Source organism: Allosphingosinicella sp. (genome assembly GCF_035626655.1).
In the GTDB taxonomy this organism is placed as follows: domain Bacteria; phylum Pseudomonadota; class Alphaproteobacteria; order Sphingomonadales; family Sphingomonadaceae; genus Allosphingosinicella.
Genome location: NZ_DASPNF010000010.1, coordinates 435,331 through 450,056, shown reverse-complemented (window position 1 = coordinate 450,056; position 14,726 = coordinate 435,331). Strand labels below are relative to the sequence as shown.

Genomic DNA, 14,726 nt, shown 5'->3' with positions numbered 1-14,726 from the left:
GTCAGTTTCGTTTGGCCTTCGCGGACACGGCCCGCTCGGCCAGGGCTTCGACTTCAGGAATGGAGGCAAGCAAAGCGTCGAGCGCGCCGGTGACGATCTGCTGGGCCGACTGGCCGGTGACCGCCGTGGCGAGCCGCAGGCGGAGGTGGCGCTCCCCGTCCAGGCGCAGGGTGAAGGCGGCCTTGCGGCCCTCGTCCTGCTTCGCCCTGGGTGCGGGGCGCTTCGGCAGCGGCACGACATGGGCGCGGGGCTTGGCAACCTGCACCTCGATCGGGGCAGGCTCGACCTCGGTCTCGGCCTCGACCTCTTCCTCGACCGCTTCGGCCGGGAAGCTCTCCGCGATCGCGCGCTGCTGGGCGACGACCTCGGGTTCCTCGACCGCCTCCTCGCTGCGGGGCAGCTTGGGCGCGGGGGTCAGCGCCGAGATCGAGCTCGGCACATGCTCGGGCAGGTCATCCTCAAGCTCCTCCACCGGCGGCGGAACATGGCCGCCCATGTCGTTCCAGCCGAGATCCTCGAGGCCGGTATGATAGCCCTGCGGCCGCATTGCGGGCCGGGCGGTGCCCTTGCGGGCCAGCAGGCCCGAGGAGAGCGAGGCGTAGCTGCGTTCGCTGTTGTTGATCATGCCGCCCTCCTCACTGACCGACGACGCGGCGGCCGAAACCGCCGGCCTGAGGACGGGCGACGAGGCCCTGCGGCACCGGCCCGCCCGGAGCGGCGAAGACCGTGCGGCGGAAATTCTTCTCGAGCCGGTCGGCGACGTAGTCCCAGAGCTCGGCGACCTCGCGGGCCGACTTGCCGTTGGGATCGACCTCCATCACCGTGCGGCCGTCGATCATCGAGGCGGCGAAATCGGTGCGGTGGTGAAGCGTGACCGGGGCCACCGTGCCGTGCTGCGAGAGCGCGACCGCGGCCTCATAGGTGATCTTCGCCTTGGGTGTGGCCGCATTGACGACGAAGATGAGCGGCTTGCCGGCGCGATCGCAAAGATCGACCGTGGCGCCGACGGCGCGCAGGTCGTGCGGGCTCGGGCGCGTCGGAATGACGACCAGCTCGGCGACGTTGATCACGCTCTGGATCGCCATGGTGATGGCCGGCGGGGTGTCGATCACCGCCAGGCGGAAGCCCTGCTGGCGAAGCACCTCCAGGTCGGCGCCGAGGCGCGCAACCGTGGTCTGCGCGAAGGCCGGCATCTCGTCCTCGCGCTCGTTCCACCAGTCGGCGAGCGAGCCCTGCGGATCGATGTCGATCAGGCAGACGGGACCGTAGCCGGCACGCTGCGCCTGCACGGCAAGGTGGCCGGACAGGGTCGTCTTGCCCGAGCCGCCCTTTTGCGAGGACAAAGCCAAAACCCGCATGTATCTTTCCTCAATTCCCACGCTTCGGACGGCGGTTTGCGCCCCCGCATGCTAAAATCTGGTTAATGCGCGGGTTGGGAATCGATGGGCTGCAAGAGAGAGCGGCGCTTGGCGGATGGGCCGATATCTATGCTAATAAGGCGTTAACCATCGGCTTCTAGGGTCGGTCGCTGAATTGCATTCGACCGGAGGGGATAGAGTCATGATCACCGCCAAGCGTCTCTGGCTTCTCGCCACCGCCGCCGCGCTCGCCGGCACCGGCCTCAATGCCGCCATCGCCCAGCCCGCGGGCAGCGACGTGCGCGCCGGCATCGACGCCTGGGCCGCGCAGAATTACGAGGAGGCGATCCGGATCTGGCGCCCGCTCGCCGACCGGGGCGACGCCGACGCCCAGTATAACCTCGCCCAGGCCTATTTCCTCGGCCGCGGCGTACCGCAGAACATGGTGCTCGCCGAGCAATGGTATCAGCGCGCCGCCCGCCAGGGCCATCCGGAAGCGACCGCCAATTACGGCCTGCTCCTTTTCCAGAACGGCCGCCGCCAGGAGGCGATGCCCTATGTGAGCCGCGCCGCCGAGGCGGGGGACCCGCGCGCGCAATATGTGCTCGGCACCGCCCTCTTCAACGGCGACATTGTCGAGCGCGACGCGCCCCGCGCCTATGCCCTGATGAGCCGCGCCGCCGCGCAGAACCTGCCGCCCGCGGTGAGCCAGCTCGCCGAGATGGAGCGCCTGCTCAGCCCGCAGGACCGCGCCCGCGGAGTCGAGCTGGCGCGCGAGATGCGCACCGCGCCGCCGCCCATGCAGATCGCCGCCCGGCCGGCCCAGGATCCGGCCCGCACCCAGACGCCGCCGCGCGCCCGGCCGCGGCCCCTCCAGGACCCGCCGGTGCGCACCGCCACCGCTCCGACGCCGCGGCCGCGGCCGCCGGCGCAGACCGCCGTCCGTGCGAGCTCCGTCGCCACCGTCGGCGGCCGCTGGCGCGTGCAGATCGGCGCGTTCAGCAACGAGGCCAATGCGCGCCGTGCCTGGAGCGCGGCCGCCGGCCGGCTGCCGGGCCTGCGCCCGTCCTTCGTCCGTGCCGGCACGGTGATCCGGGTGCAGGCGGGGCCGCTCGCCGACCGCGCCGCCGCGCTCCGCGCCTGCGCGCGTGCGGGCAATGGCTGCATTCCGGTCGCGCCTTAACCTTATCTTTGCCGACGCCTGTTAACCCGGCTCCCGAACGGGGGAGACGGAGATGGGTGCAGCGGCAAGCCTGGAAGGACGCAGCAAGATGGCCTCGCGCTGGCGGCGCCGGCGCATGTGCGTGCTGATCGCCGAAAATCCCTGCCCCGCCGCTTTGCGCCAGGTTTCCGCGGCCGGCGCCTTCCTCGAGACCAACGCCCGCCCCGTGCTCGGCGCCAGCGTCGAGCTGCACCATCCGGAAGCGGGCGCGATCGAGGCGGAGGTATCGAGCCTCGCCGACGACGGCATCGGCCTTGCCTTCATCACCTCCGAGCGCAGCGTTGCCTTCGCACTGGCCGCCATCGCCGCCGACATGAGCCGGCCGGCGGCCTAGTCCGCGGCCCATTCCTTCACCGGATAACCCTGCGCGAACAGGATCGCGCCCAGGTCGTTCGCGTCGATCCGCGCGTCCGCCGCCGCCGCCGCGGCCGGCTTCGCGTGATAGGCGATGCCCAGCCCGGCTTCCTGCAGCATCGGAATATCGTTGGCGCCGTCGCCCACGGCCAGGGTGTCGACAAGCGGAATGCCTCGCGCCTGCGCCACCTCCAGCAAGGCCTGCCGCTTGCCCTCCGCGCCCAGGATCGGGCGGCCGACCGTTCCGGTGAGGACGCCGTCCGCGACGTGGAGCGCGTTCGAGCGCACCGCGTCGAAGCCGATCGCAGCGGCGACGCGGTCGGCGAACAAGGAGAAGCCACCCGAGACCAGCAGGCAATAGCCGCCATTAACGCGCATGGTGCGCACGAGCGTCCGCGCGCCGGGGGTGAGGCGAACGCGCTCGTCGTGGCAGCGGTCGATCACCCCTGCCTCCAGCCCCTTGAGCAACGCCACGCGGGCGTCGAGCGCGCTTTCGAAGTCGAGCTCGCCGCGCATCGCCCGTTCGGTGACCGCCGCCACCTCGGCCTTCACCCCGGCATAATCGGCCAGCTCGTCGATGCACTCGACGCTGATCATCGTCGAATCCATGTCGGCGACCAGCAGCCGGCGGCGGCGCCCCTCGCGAGGCTGCACGACGACGTCGACTCCGGGCATCAGTCCCTCGAGTGCGCCGCGGGCTTCGCCGGGATCCGGCCCGAGCAGCAGGTCGCAGGCCCGCTCCGGCTCGACCCATTCCAGCCCCGCGCTGCCGCCCAGCGCATCCTCCGCCGCCGAAATATCGCCGCGCGCGAGCCGCTCCTTTGCTATCAGGGTCGCAATGAACATGAGCCCCGCCGAAAAACCACCGCTCGCGCTCATCGCAGGGCCGACCGCCAGCGGCAAGTCGGCGCTTGCCCTGGCGCTCGCAGAGCGGACGGGCGGCGTGGTGATCAACGCCGACAGCGCGCAGGTCTATCGCGACCTCAGGATCGTCTCGGCCCGGCCGGGCCCCGAGGAGGAGGCGCGCGCGCCGCACCGGCTCTACGGCTATCGCGACGGCGCCGACGCCTGCTCGACCGCGGACTGGGCGGCCGATGCGCGCAAGGAGATCGAGGCGGCTCACCTCGCCGGCCGCCTGCCGATCCTTTGCGGCGGCACCGGCCTCTATCTGCGCACCTTGATCGAGGGGATCGCCCCGGTGCCCGAAATCGATCACGGCATCCGCAAGGCGGTGCGGGCGATGGCGCCGGGCGAGGCGCACGCCGCTCTGGTGGACGAGGATCCCGAGGCGGCGCGGCGGCTGCGCCCCGGCGACACGACCCGCACCCAGCGCGCGCTGGAGGTGGTCCGCTCCACCGGCCGGACGCTCAGGGCCTGGCAGGCGGAGAAGATCGGGGGGATCGGCGACACCGTCTCCCTGCGTCCTCTCATCCTGCTGCCGCCGCGCGTCTGGCTGCACGAACGCTGCGACGAGCGTTTCGATAAAATCTTTTCTGATGAGGGGATTGAAGAGATCAGTTCACTGTTGGCGCGAAGGCTTCCTGCGCTCGCCCCGGTGATGCGGGCGATCGGCGTGGCCGAGATTGCCGCCTTTCTTCATGGCGAGCTAGACCGCCCCCGGGCGCTGGCCGCCGGCAGGATCGCCACCCGCCAATATGCGAAGCGCCAATATACCTGGTTCCGCCGCCAGCCGCCTGCCGAATGGCCGCGCTTCGAGAGCCCGCCGGACTCCCTATCCGTTCGGGCTGAGCTTGTCGAAGCCCTGTCCTTCTCCTACGCCCGGTGAGAAAGGCGGCCCTTCGACGAACCCAGGGCGAACGGTGATAGCCCTATGAAAGTCTATCTCGATGCCGACACCGATCCCGGCCTGATCCGCGCCCGGCGGGTGGCGGTGATCGGCTATGGCAATCAGGGCCGCGCCCAGGCGCTGAACCTCAGGGACAGCGGCGTCTCGGTGACCGTGGCTCTGCCGGCCGATTCCAGGCGGCGCGAGAAGGCGGCGGACGAGGGCTTCGACGTCATGACGTCAGCCGAAGCGGCGGCGGGCGCGGACCTTATCGTCCTCCTCGCCGCCGACGAGGATCACGGGCGCATCTATGCGCAGGAGATTGAGCCCAACCTCCGTCAGGGGGCAGCTCTCCAATTCGCCCATGGCCTCTCGATCCGCTTCGGCCTGATCGCGCCGCGCGCCGATCTCGACGTCCTGCTGGTCGCGCCCAAGGGGCCGGGCACGGCGCTCAGAGCCGATTATCTGGCCGGCTCGGGGCTGATCTCGCTGTTCGCGGTCGCGCAGGATGCGAGCGGCGGGGCGGAGGCCCTCGCCCTCTCCTACGCTGCGGCGATCGGCAGCGGCCGGGTCGGCATCCTCCCCACCAGCTTCGCCGAGGAATGCGAGGCCGACCTGTTCAACGAGCAGGCCGTGCTCTGGGGCGCGATCCCGGAGCTGATCCATGCCGGCTTCGAGACTCTTGTCGCCGAGGGCTTCTCTCCAGAAATCGCTTATTTCGAATGCCTTACCGAGGTGAAGCTGCTAGCCGATCTCATCTATGCGCGCGGCATAGCTGGGATGCGCGAGGCGATCTCCAACACTGCCGAATTCGGCGCGCTCCAGGGCGGCCGCCGCATCGTCACCGAAGAAACCCGCGCCGAGATGCGCCGGATCCTGGCCGAGGTCCGCGCGGGCGCCTTCACCGAGAAATTGCTCGCCGACGCGCGGGCCGGCTATCCGCGGCTCCGGGCCTCGCGCGCCGACGCAGCCTCGCATCCAATCGAAGACGTCGGCCGCAAGCTGCGGAATCTGAAAGCCTGATCGATCCGATCGCGCTTCGTCTTCTTGCTCTAAATTAGGACGGGCCTTCTGCGACAAACCTGTTACACTCCTTCCTTCGGCGCGAGGGGGGACAGGTGCCGGACGGGGAAATCTGGAGCCAATATTGGCGCTACGACCGCATTGCCTCGTGCTTCGACGGGGCGGGCCGGACCAATTATCCCGGGGAGATTGCCGGCGGCTGGCGCGCCTTTTTCGCCGACCTGCCGGCGGGCGCCTGCATCCTCGACCTCTGCACCGGCAACGGCGCCGCAGCCCTGCTCGCCGCCGAGGATGAGCGCGCCGCGCGAATCGTCGCGGTCGACCAGGCCGATATCGATCCGCCCGCCTTCGTCAGCCGGCATGCGGCGCTCTACGCCAGGATCGAGTTCCGGAGCGGCACCGACGTGGCGGCGCTGCCGTTCGGCGACGGCGGCTTCGACGCGGTGGTGAGCCAATATGGGATCGAATATTCCGATCTCTCCCGCTCGCTTCCGGAAGCGGCGCGGATGGTCGCGCCCGGCGGTCGGATCCGCTTCGTCGTCCACGCGGCCGACGGCGTGGTCGTGCGCGACTCGAAGGCGGTGATCGCTGACGCCGATCTCCTGCTCGGCGAGATCGACCTTCCCGGCCATGCCGCCCGCTGCTTCAAGGCAGTGTGCGCGGTCGAGCGCGCCGGCGGCGACGCGGCGCTTGCCGAAAAAAGCTTCGCCGCCTTCCAGGACGCTTTGGTTCGCGTGGCCGGCCATGTGCCGCGGGCGTCGGACCGGACCATGTTCCGCAATTCCGGCGCCGTCCTCCTCGACAGCTACCGGCGACGCAGCCATTTCGATCTCGCGCAACTGCTCGGCAAGGTCGAGCAGGTCCGCTCCGAGATCGTCGCCCATCGCGGCCGCCTGGTGGCCATGGTCAGATCGGCGCTCGACGCGAAGGCCGCGGCCGGGCTCGCCGACCGGCTCGGCGCCCTGGGCGGCGTCGCCGCCAGCCGCCCGCTCGAAACCGAGGCCGGCCTGATCGGGCATGTGATCGCAGCGCGCTTTCCCTAGCGGGCCGCAATCAGGGGTCGGCGCGCGCAGCGAGCTCGCCGGTGAGGAAGGTGGGAATCTGCCGGGGCGGCGAACCGATGCCGAACAGGGCCAGGACTAGGAAGACGAGCAGGAAGCCGACGAACAAAGGCTCGCGATAGGGAATGCGCTCCAGCTCGCCGAGCAAGGCGCGCGCCTCGGCCGCCTCCTCGGCATGCACCCTGAGCGCCACACCGCCGAGTGCCGTGACGATCGTCGGATCGGCCGCCGCATGGCCGAGGCTGATCGGCTGCACATGGATGTTCGCGTGGCCGAACCTCGAGAGGAGCAGGGCCAGGTCCGACGGATTATAGACGAAGGCCACGGTCTCGAAGCGATCGGACGCCGGTCTCGCCATCACTTGCGCCCGAACAATTTCTCGATGTCGCCATGGGCGAGCTTCACCCAGGTCGGACGGCCGTGGTTGCACTGGCCGCTATGGGGCGTGACCTCCATCTCGCGGAGCAGGGCGTTCATCTCGGCGACCGAGAGGATGCGGCCGGCGCGGACCGAGCCGTGGCAGGCCATGGTCGCGGCGACGAGGTCCAGTTTCTCCTTCAGGCTCAAGGCGCTGTCGAAGGCGGCGAGCTCGTCGGCAAGGTCGGTGACCAGGCCGCGGACGTCACCGGCGCCGAGCATGGCCGGCGTCGCACGCACCAGGATCGCCCGTGGGCCGAAACGCTCCAGCTCGAGCCCCATCTCCGCCAGCTCGTCGAGCCGCGCCTCGATCCGGTCGCAGGCCGGCTCGTCCAGCTCGACCACCTCGGGCAGCAGCAGGGTCTGCCGCGCGACCCCGCCATTGGCCATCGCCCGGCGCATCCGCTCGAGCACCAGGCGCTCGTGCGCCGCATGCTGGTCGACGAGCACCAGCCCGTCCTCCGCCTCGGCGACGATATAGGTGGCGGCGACCTGGCCGCGCGCGACGCCGAGCGGGAAGCTCTGCGCCTGCGGCACCGCGCCGACGGCCGGCTCGGCGCGGGCCTGAAGCGGCGCAGCATAGTCCTGGTGGCGGTCGCGGACGAGCGTCGCGGGTGCCGCGCCCAGCCAGCTCGCCTGCCCCGGCACCGGCGCCGGGAAGCTCGGGCTGCGCACCGGCTCCGCCTGCCAGTTGCCCAGGGCCGCCGCGCTCGGCCGCTGGGCGCTGCGGTGCCCGGCCTCGTCCAGGGCATGGCGAAGGCCACCGACGATCAGCCCGCGTATGCCGCCCGGATCGCGGAACCGGACCTCGGTCTTCGCCGGATGGACGTTCACGTCCACCTCGTCGCCGGGCACGTCGATGAACAGAGCCAGCACCGGATGGCGGTCGCGGGCCAGCAAATCCTGATAGGCCGCGCGCACTGCCCCGATCAGCAGCCGGTCCTTCACCGGCCGGCCGTTGACGAACAGAAATTGGTGATCGGCGATGCCGCGGTTGAAGGTCGGCAGGCCGGCGACGCCGCCGAGCTGCACCGGACCACGCGCATAGTCGATCGCGAGGCTGTTCGCGGCCAGCTCGCGGTCGGTCAGCGCCGCCACCCGCGCGGGCCGGTCCTCGCCGGGCTGGACGTGGAGCGTGCGCCGCCCCTCATGCTCGAACGTGAAGCCGATGTCTGGCCGCGCCATGGCGAGCCGTTTCACCACATCCAGGCAGGCCGCATATTCGCTGCGCTCCGAGCGCAGGAACTTGCGCCGCGCCGGGACCCTGGCGAACAAATCCTCGACGGTGACCCGCGTGCCGGGGGGCAGCGCCGCCGGCCCCTCCGCCGCCAGCCGGCCATTGTCGACGATGCGCGACCAGCCGTCGGCGCCGCGCACCCGGCTTTCGATCGTCACGCGGGCCACGCTCGCGATGCTCGGCAGGGCCTCGCCGCGGAAGCCCAGCGTCGCGACCTCGTCCAGCGAGTCGGTCGGCAATTTGGAGGTGGCGTGCCGCTCCAGGGCCAGCGCGATCTCGTCCGGGGCCATGCCGCAGCCGTCGTCGGCCACCTCGATCCGCCCGATTCCGCCCTGCGCCAGACCGACCGAAATCCGCGTCGCGCCGGCGTCGATCGCGTTCTCGACCAGCTCTTTCAACGCACTGGCCGGTCTTTCCACCACTTCACCGGCTGCGATGCGATTGACGAGATGCTCGGGAAGGCGGCGTATTGACATGCCTCAACCTCTATACGATGCGGCCTTGACCCGCGAGACAAGTCTTTGGTGGACCGGGGGCGCGGGCCCATCCTATAGGAAAAGTTTCGGGAATCAGGCCGTCGCACGGCCGCCCGCTCAGCCAGGCGAGCTACAAAGATTATGGGCGTTTTCAATTTCCTGCGATTTCCCTCCCACGACATGGCGATCGACCTCGGCACCGCGAACACGGTGGTCTACGTGCGCGGCCGCGGCGTGGTCCTCAACGAGCCGTCGGTGGTCGCGATCGAGACGGTGAACGGCGTCAAGCGGGTGAAGGCAGTGGGCGACGACGCCAAGCTGATGATGGGCAAGACCCCGGACCAGATCGAGGCGATCCGGCCGCTGCGCGACGGCGTCATCGCGGACATCGACGTCGCCGAGCAGATGATCAAGCATTTCATCCAGAAGGTGCACGGCAAGCGCCGCTTCCCGCGCTGGCCGGAAATCGTGATCTGCGTGCCCTCCGGATCGACGTCCGTCGAAAGACGCGCCATTCGCGACGCCGCCTCCAATGCCGGCGCCCGCCAGGTCTGGCTGATCGAGGAGCCGATGGCGGCCGCGATCGGCGCCGACATGCCGGTGACCGAGCCGATCGGCTCGATGGTCGTCGACATCGGCGGCGGCACCACCGAGGTCGCCGTGCTCTCGCTGCGCGGCCTCGCCTACACCACCTCGGTCCGCGTCGGCGGCGACAAGATGGACGAGGCGATCTCCTCCTACGTCCGCCGCAACCACAATCTGCTGATCGGCGAGGCCACCGCCGAGCGGATCAAGAAGCAGGTCGGCGTCGCCAAGGCCCCGGCGGGCGGCGCGGACGGCGAAACCGTGCACATCAAGGGCCGCGATCTCGTCAACGGCGTGCCCAAGGAGATCACGATCAACCAAAAGCAGATCGCCGAGGCGCTCTCGGAGCCGGTCGGCACGATCGTGGAGGGCGTGCGCATCGCGCTCGAGAACACCGCGCCGGAGCTGGCCGCCGACATCGTCGACCAGGGCATCGTCCTGACCGGCGGCGGCGCCTTGCTCAAGGGGCTGGACGAGGTGCTGCGCGACGAGACAGGCCTGCCGGTCACGGTCGCGGACGATCCGCTGACCTGCGTGGCGCTGGGCACAGGGCGCGCGATGGAAGAGGAAGTCTTCCGCGGCGTCCTCCAGACCGCTTAGGGCGAAGGTAGGGGCGGGCGATGGCGCCGCCGGGCAAACGGCGCCCCGGTTTTTCCCGCAGGGCGCAATATGGGGTCTTCATCGGCTATGTGATCGCCGTGGCGGGCTGTCTCGTCGCCGTGCTCCTGCTCGCCATCGCGATCATCGATCCGAAGGGTTTCCAGGCGCTGCGGACCGCGGCGGCGGATGTGACCGCGCCGATCAGCAGCGCCGGCCGCTCCGTCGTCGGCTTCTTCAGCGGCATCGGCGACACGCTCAGCAACTACTGGAATGCGGGCGCGCAAAATGCCGACCTGCACCGGCAGCTGGAGGAGGCGCAGCGCGAGCTGAACAGCCGCCGGGCGCTCGAATATGAGAATCAGCGCCTGCTCGCCTTGCTCGGCCTCGCCCGGCAGACCGACGACGAGGTGACCACGGCGCGGATCACCTCCTCCTCCTTCCAGTCCCCGCGCCGGCTGGCGACGCTCGCGGCCGGCAGCGGCTCCGGCGTGACCGTGGGCATGCCGGTGCGCAATGCCGACGGGCTGATCGGCCGGGTGCTGGAGAGCGGCCGCTGGGCCTCGCGCGTCCTGCTCGTCACTGACGCCGCCTCGAACGTGCCGGTCCGCTTGGTGCGCGACGGCACGCCGGCCCTGGCGGTCGGCCGCGGCGACGGCACGATCGAGCTGCGCACGCTGGAGGTCGGCCAGATCCCCTTCCGCCGCGGCGACATCCTCGTCACCTCGGGCGCCGGCGGGCTGTTCCCGCCCAACATTCCGGTCGCGACAGTGATCGGGCGGGAGGGCGAGCGCGCCATCGCCCGGCCGATCGCCGATCCGGGGAGGCTCGATTTCGCGATCGTCCAGCGCATCCACCAGCCCGCGGCTGACGGGGCGCTCGACGCCGCGCGCCCGGTCGCGCCAGCCGCGCCCGTTCCGGCTCCGCCGCAACCGGCCCCCGCGACGCGCCCGGGCCAGCAGAACGATCCGCGCTACCAGCCAGCGCTGCAGCAGCAGAGCCCGGCGCTCAACGCGGCGGCCGGCCGATGAGCAGGATCGCCGGCTCCGAGACCGAGGTCGTGATCGGCGATCTCAGGCGCCGCTTCGTCCCGCTCACCTCGACGATCTTCGCGATGCTGCTCGGCCTGCTGCCGATCGTCACCTCGAGCCTCTGGGTCCCGAACCTCGCCTTCCTGATCCTGATCACCTGGCGGCTGGTCCGGCCAGAAATCTGGCAGGCGCAGGCCGCGCTCGGCTTCGGCCTGCTCGCCGACCTGATCGTTCCCGGCGCGCCGCTGGGCCAGTCCATGCTGCTCTGGACGATGATCTTCCTCGGCCTCGATTATGCCGACCATCTGCTCGGCGTGCGCGACTATTGGCTGGACTGGACGCTCGCCACCGCCTGCATCCTCTTTCACACGGCGGGCGTGTGGTACATCGCGTTGCTCATGGGCGCCAGGGTGAGCATCCTGGTCATGCTTCCCCAGCTGATCCTTTCGATCCTCGCTTATCCGCTCATGGCGCGGCTCGTGCTGCGGCTCGATCGCTGGCGGCTGTCGCGATGAGGCGAAGACGGAAATTGTTCGGCGGCGGGCCGCCGCCGACCGAGTTCAGCCAGGCGCAGAGCTTCTCGCGCCGGTCCTTCCTGGTCAACTCCGCGCAGACCGGCGTCGCCGTGCTTCTCGCCGCGCGCATGGGCTATATCGCGATCGGCGAGAATGAGCGCTATCGCGGCCTCGCCGAATCCAACCGCGTGCATACCAGGCTGATCCCGCCCCGCCGCGGCTGGATCGTCGACCGCCACGGTCAGCCGATGGCGATCAACCGCGCCGACGTGCGCGTCGATCTCATCCCCGACTTTATCCAGGACAGGGAGAAATTGCTCGCGGACCTCGCCCGGATTCTCGCGCTGCCGCCGGCGGAGGTGCAGCGCATCCGCGCCGAGCTCGAGCGCGACCAGGGCTTCCAGCCCGTCCCGGTCGCGGAGCATCTGAACGCGCAGCAATATAATATGGTCAAGGTGCACGAGCCGGACCTGCCCGGCGTCTCCGTGCTCGAGGGCTTTGCGCGCTTCTATCCGGAGGGCGCCGCGGTCGGCCATCTGCTCGGCTATGTCGGGACGCCCAACCGGCGCGAATATGAGGCCGAGAACCGCAACCCGCTGCTGATCACGCCAGGCTACAAGGTCGGCAAGGAGGGCCTCGAGAAGGTGATGGAGCAGCGCCTGCGCGGGCGCCCGGGTCAGGCGCGGGTCGAGGTCACCGCGCGCGGCCAGCTCGTCCGCCAGCTGCAGACCCTGCCCGATGTCGCCGGCGGCGCCCTGCACACCACGATCGATGCGGGGCTGCAGAGCTTCGCCGCCCGCCGGCTCGGCGAGGAATCGGGCAGCTGCGTGATCCTCGACTGCGCCAGCGGCGATGTCCTCTGCATGGCCTCGATGCCGGCCTACGACCCCAATGCCTTTTCCGACGGCATCAGCCATGCGGAATGGGACATGCTCTCCTCCGATCCGCGCCATCCGTTGATCAACAAGACGATGAACGCGCTCTACCCGCCGGGCTCAACCTTCAAGCCGGCCGTGGCGATGGCGCTGATGGAGGCGGGGGTCGATCCGGACGAACGGGTGAACTGCCCGGGCGGTTATCAGCTGGGCAGCCGCCGCTTCGGCTGCCTCGGCAGGCACGGCCCGATGAACCTGCACACCGCGATCGCGCGGAGCTGCAACACCTATTTCTACACCATGGGACGGCGCATCGGCATCGACCGCTTTGCGGCGATGGCGAAGCGCCTGGGCCTCGGCCAGCGCTTCAACGAGTTGCCGGTCGTCTCGCAGAGCTACGGCACCATCCCCGATCCGGCGTGGAAGCAGCGCCGCTATCATCAGGACTGGAGCCAGGCCGACACGCTGAACGCCGCCATCGGCCAGGGCTATGTGATCCTCAATCCGCTGCAGCTCGCGGTCATGGCCGCGCGCATCGCGTCGGGCCGCGACATCCAGCCCCGCCTCATCCTGGAGCGGCGCCCGCAATCGCCGGTCCTGCCCTTCGCGGCGACCAGCTTCGAGGCAGTGCGCTCGGGCATGGACGAGGTCGTCAACGGCGCCGGCACCGCCGGGGCGAGCCGCCTCCCCTTCCCCGACATCCGCATGGCCGGCAAGACCGGCACCGCGCAGGTCCGCAACATCGTCGACGCCAGCCGCGGCCGCGCCGGCGCCGCCTGGCGCTACCGCGACCACGGCCTGTTCGTCTTCTTCGCCCCGGTCGGCGCGCCGCGTTATGCGGGGTCGGTGGTGATCGAGCACGGCCTTGGCGGCGCCCGGGCCGCGGCGCCGGTCGCCTGCGACGTGCTCACCTATCTGTTCGACAAGGACCGGGCGATGGAGCGGCTGCGCGCCCATGAGGCCGGCTGGGGCGGCACGCTCGCCGAACGCACCGCCAGGCGCGCCGCCGAATGGGCCAACCGTCCGCCCGGCGCGCCGCCGCCGCCGCCGCCGCCGGTGCCCCTCTGATGGCGCTCGCCTTCGTCCCCAAGCCGATCGCGCGGCTGCCCTGGACGGCCCTGATCCTGGTGATCTCGATCGCCTCGATCGGCATGGTCGGCCTCTACTCGACCGCGCCCGGCGGCAATGGCGGGCTGATGCCCTATGCGCTGCCGCACGCGATGCGCTTCTCCATCTTCCTGGTGATGGCGCTCGCCATGTCCTACGTGAAGCCGGAGCGGTACAGCGAGTTCGTGTTCGTCGCCTATGTCGGCGTCATCCTCATGCTGTTCGCGGTGATGGTAGTCGGCGAGGTCAATGGCGGCGCCCGGTCCTGGCTCAACCTCAAGCTGATCCGGATCCAGCCTTCGGAGCTGATGAAGCCGGTGCTGGTCATCGTGCTGGCCCGCTTCTACGCCGGCGTGCCGCCGCGGGAGATCAAGCGCTGGTCGGCGATCTGGCCGGCCGCCTTGATGGTCGGCTTTCCGACGCTCATCATTCTGATGCAGCCCGATCTCGGCACTGCGATGCTGATCACCTGCTGCACGATCCTCATGATGTTCCTCGCCGGGCTTTCGCTCTGGCTGTTCATCGGCGGCCTCGCGGCGATCGCGGCCGCGATGCCGATCGTCTTCTCCCTGATGATGCCGCACCAGCGGGAACGGGTCCTGATCTTCCTCAATCCCGAGGCGGATCCGCTCGGCGCGGGCTATCACATCACCCAGTCGAAGATTGCGATCGGCTCGGGCGGGCTGTTCGGCAAGGGCTTCCTGAACGGTACCCAGGCGAGCGGCGACTTCCTTCCCGAGCCGCACACTGATTTCATCTTCGCCGCGATCGCCGAGGAATGGGGGCTGGTGGGCGGCCTGTTCCTCATCCTCCTGTTCGCCTTGCTGCTCCGCTGGGGCATGCGCGTGTCGCGGGATGCGCGGACCCGGTTCGAGAAGCTGGCGGCCGCGGGGATGACGGCGACCATCTTCTTCTATGCCTCGATCAACCTGCTGATGGTGATGGGCCTTGCCCCCGTCGTCGGCATTCCGCTCCCGCTCGTCTCCCATGGCGGCTCGGCAATGATGACGGTGATGATCTGCCTCGGCGTGCTGATGTCGATCGACCGCAACACCCGCCGGGACGAGTGGCGTCGCTGACGC

Annotated in this window: 15 protein-coding genes; 10 read left to right on the top strand and 5 right to left on the bottom strand. The window is 70.1% G+C overall.

Annotated elements, in window-relative coordinates:
• Position 1 precedes the first annotated feature (1 nt).
• Together VEC11_RS10680 and VEC11_RS10675 are read right to left on the bottom strand one after the other, a co-directional pair.
• The gene (locus VEC11_RS10680) at positions 2-625 is read right to left on the bottom strand and encodes a hypothetical protein (protein ID WP_464130911.1); all 624 of its coding nucleotides are present in this window, start codon (positions 623-625) and stop codon (positions 2-4) included.
• Between the two features lie 10 nt (positions 626-635).
• Complete coding sequence (locus VEC11_RS10675; RefSeq protein WP_464130908.1) at positions 636-1,358, bottom strand: AAA family ATPase; 723 nt, start codon at positions 1,356-1,358, stop codon at positions 636-638.
• A 202-nt stretch (positions 1,359-1,560) separates the two neighbouring features.
• Between VEC11_RS10675 and VEC11_RS10670 the strand changes: the two genes are divergently transcribed.
• Positions 1,561-2,541, top strand: a complete 981-nt coding sequence (locus tag VEC11_RS10670) for an SPOR domain-containing protein (RefSeq protein ID WP_464130904.1) — start codon at positions 1,561-1,563, stop codon at positions 2,539-2,541.
• Positions 2,542-2,593: 52 nt separating this feature from the next.
• A complete protein-coding gene (locus VEC11_RS10665; protein ID WP_464130900.1) occupies positions 2,594-2,914 on the top strand; it encodes a hypothetical protein in 321 nt (106 codons plus the stop codon).
• Here the strand turns inward: VEC11_RS10665 and serB are convergent.
• Positions 2,911-3,780 (bottom strand): phosphoserine phosphatase SerB, encoded by an 870-nt coding sequence (gene serB, locus VEC11_RS10660; RefSeq protein WP_464130896.1) that lies wholly within the window; start codon positions 3,778-3,780, stop codon positions 2,911-2,913. The genes VEC11_RS10665 and serB overlap by 4 nt on opposite strands.
• Here serB and miaA point away from each other — a divergent pair.
• The 3 genes from miaA (at position 3,773) to VEC11_RS10645 (ending at position 6,786) form a co-directional block, all read left to right on the top strand.
• On the top strand, positions 3,773-4,720 hold the full coding sequence (gene miaA, locus VEC11_RS10655; RefSeq protein ID WP_464130892.1) for a tRNA (adenosine(37)-N6)-dimethylallyltransferase MiaA: 948 nt from the start codon (positions 3,773-3,775) through the stop codon (positions 4,718-4,720). The two genes, serB and miaA, sit on opposite strands and share 8 nt — an antisense overlap.
• Positions 4,721-4,765: 45 nt before the next feature.
• Complete coding sequence (gene ilvC, locus VEC11_RS10650) at positions 4,766-5,743, top strand: ketol-acid reductoisomerase (protein WP_464130889.1); 978 nt, start codon at positions 4,766-4,768, stop codon at positions 5,741-5,743.
• A 95-nt stretch (positions 5,744-5,838) separates the two neighbouring features.
• The gene (locus VEC11_RS10645; protein ID WP_464130885.1) at positions 5,839-6,786 is read left to right on the top strand and encodes a class I SAM-dependent methyltransferase; all 948 of its coding nucleotides are present in this window, start codon (positions 5,839-5,841) and stop codon (positions 6,784-6,786) included.
• A 10-nt stretch (positions 6,787-6,796) separates the two neighbouring features.
• On the opposite strand, the gene VEC11_RS10640 is transcribed toward VEC11_RS10645, so the two are convergent.
• Both VEC11_RS10640 and mutL read right to left on the bottom strand, forming a co-directional pair.
• Positions 6,797-7,162 carry a hypothetical protein gene (locus VEC11_RS10640; RefSeq protein WP_464130881.1) on the bottom strand — a complete coding sequence of 122 codons (366 nt, stop codon included), beginning with the start codon at positions 7,160-7,162 and terminating at the stop codon, positions 6,797-6,799.
• Positions 7,162-8,934 (bottom strand): DNA mismatch repair endonuclease MutL, encoded by a 1,773-nt coding sequence (mutL, locus tag VEC11_RS10635; RefSeq protein WP_464130879.1) that lies wholly within the window; start codon positions 8,932-8,934, stop codon positions 7,162-7,164. The genes VEC11_RS10640 and mutL overlap by 1 nt, the downstream gene beginning before the upstream one ends.
• Positions 8,935-9,075: 141 nt before the next feature.
• Here mutL and VEC11_RS10630 point away from each other — a divergent pair, with 141 nt between their 5' ends.
• From VEC11_RS10630 to rodA, 5 genes are read left to right on the top strand one after another with little or no spacing between them, the layout of a single operon-like run.
• Positions 9,076-10,119 (top strand): rod shape-determining protein, encoded by a 1,044-nt coding sequence (locus tag VEC11_RS10630; protein WP_464130877.1) that lies wholly within the window; start codon positions 9,076-9,078, stop codon positions 10,117-10,119.
• 20 nt (positions 10,120-10,139) lie between these two features.
• Positions 10,140-11,147, top strand: a complete 1,008-nt coding sequence (gene mreC / locus VEC11_RS10625) for a rod shape-determining protein MreC (RefSeq protein ID WP_464130875.1) — start codon at positions 10,140-10,142, stop codon at positions 11,145-11,147.
• Positions 11,144-11,662 (top strand): rod shape-determining protein MreD, encoded by a 519-nt coding sequence (locus VEC11_RS10620; RefSeq protein ID WP_464130871.1) that lies wholly within the window; start codon positions 11,144-11,146, stop codon positions 11,660-11,662. Before mreC ends, VEC11_RS10620 begins: the two co-directional genes overlap by 4 nt.
• Positions 11,659-13,605: a penicillin-binding protein 2 gene (mrdA, locus tag VEC11_RS10615; RefSeq protein ID WP_464130867.1), complete on the top strand. Its 1,947-nt coding sequence runs from the start codon at positions 11,659-11,661 to the stop codon at positions 13,603-13,605. Before VEC11_RS10620 ends, mrdA begins: the two co-directional genes overlap by 4 nt.
• Complete coding sequence (rodA, locus tag VEC11_RS10610; protein ID WP_464131220.1) at positions 13,605-14,723, top strand: rod shape-determining protein RodA; 1,119 nt, start codon at positions 13,605-13,607, stop codon at positions 14,721-14,723. Before mrdA ends, rodA begins: the two co-directional genes overlap by 1 nt.
• Positions 14,724-14,726 lie beyond the last annotated feature (3 nt).

Excerpts from the sequence above, each read along its gene's own strand:
- VEC11_RS10680 (WP_464130911.1), bottom strand. The coding sequence starts at position 625 with ATGATCAACAACAGCGAACGCAGCTACGCCTCGCTCTCCTCGGGCCTG.
- VEC11_RS10675 (WP_464130908.1), bottom strand. The coding sequence starts at position 1,358 with ATGCGGGTTTTGGCTTTGTCCTCGCAAAAGGGCGGCTCGGGCAAGACG.
- VEC11_RS10670 (WP_464130904.1), top strand. The coding sequence starts at position 1,561 with ATGATCACCGCCAAGCGTCTCTGGCTTCTCGCCACCGCCGCCGCGCTC.
- VEC11_RS10665 (WP_464130900.1), top strand. The coding sequence starts at position 2,594 with ATGGGTGCAGCGGCAAGCCTGGAAGGACGCAGCAAGATGGCCTCGCGC.
- miaA (WP_464130892.1), top strand. The coding sequence starts at position 3,773 with ATGAACATGAGCCCCGCCGAAAAACCACCGCTCGCGCTCATCGCAGGG.
- serB (WP_464130896.1), bottom strand. The coding sequence starts at position 3,780 with ATGTTCATTGCGACCCTGATAGCAAAGGAGCGGCTCGCGCGCGGCGAT.
- ilvC (WP_464130889.1), top strand. The coding sequence starts at position 4,766 with ATGAAAGTCTATCTCGATGCCGACACCGATCCCGGCCTGATCCGCGCC.
- VEC11_RS10640 (WP_464130881.1), bottom strand. The coding sequence starts at position 7,162 with ATGGCGAGACCGGCGTCCGATCGCTTCGAGACCGTGGCCTTCGTCTAT.
- mutL (WP_464130879.1), bottom strand. The coding sequence starts at position 8,934 with ATGTCAATACGCCGCCTTCCCGAGCATCTCGTCAATCGCATCGCAGCC.
- VEC11_RS10630 (WP_464130877.1), top strand. The coding sequence starts at position 9,076 with ATGGGCGTTTTCAATTTCCTGCGATTTCCCTCCCACGACATGGCGATC.
- mreC (WP_464130875.1), top strand. The coding sequence starts at position 10,140 with ATGGCGCCGCCGGGCAAACGGCGCCCCGGTTTTTCCCGCAGGGCGCAA.
- VEC11_RS10620 (WP_464130871.1), top strand. The coding sequence starts at position 11,144 with ATGAGCAGGATCGCCGGCTCCGAGACCGAGGTCGTGATCGGCGATCTC.
- mrdA (WP_464130867.1), top strand. The coding sequence starts at position 11,659 with ATGAGGCGAAGACGGAAATTGTTCGGCGGCGGGCCGCCGCCGACCGAG.
- rodA (WP_464131220.1), top strand. The coding sequence starts at position 13,605 with ATGGCGCTCGCCTTCGTCCCCAAGCCGATCGCGCGGCTGCCCTGGACG.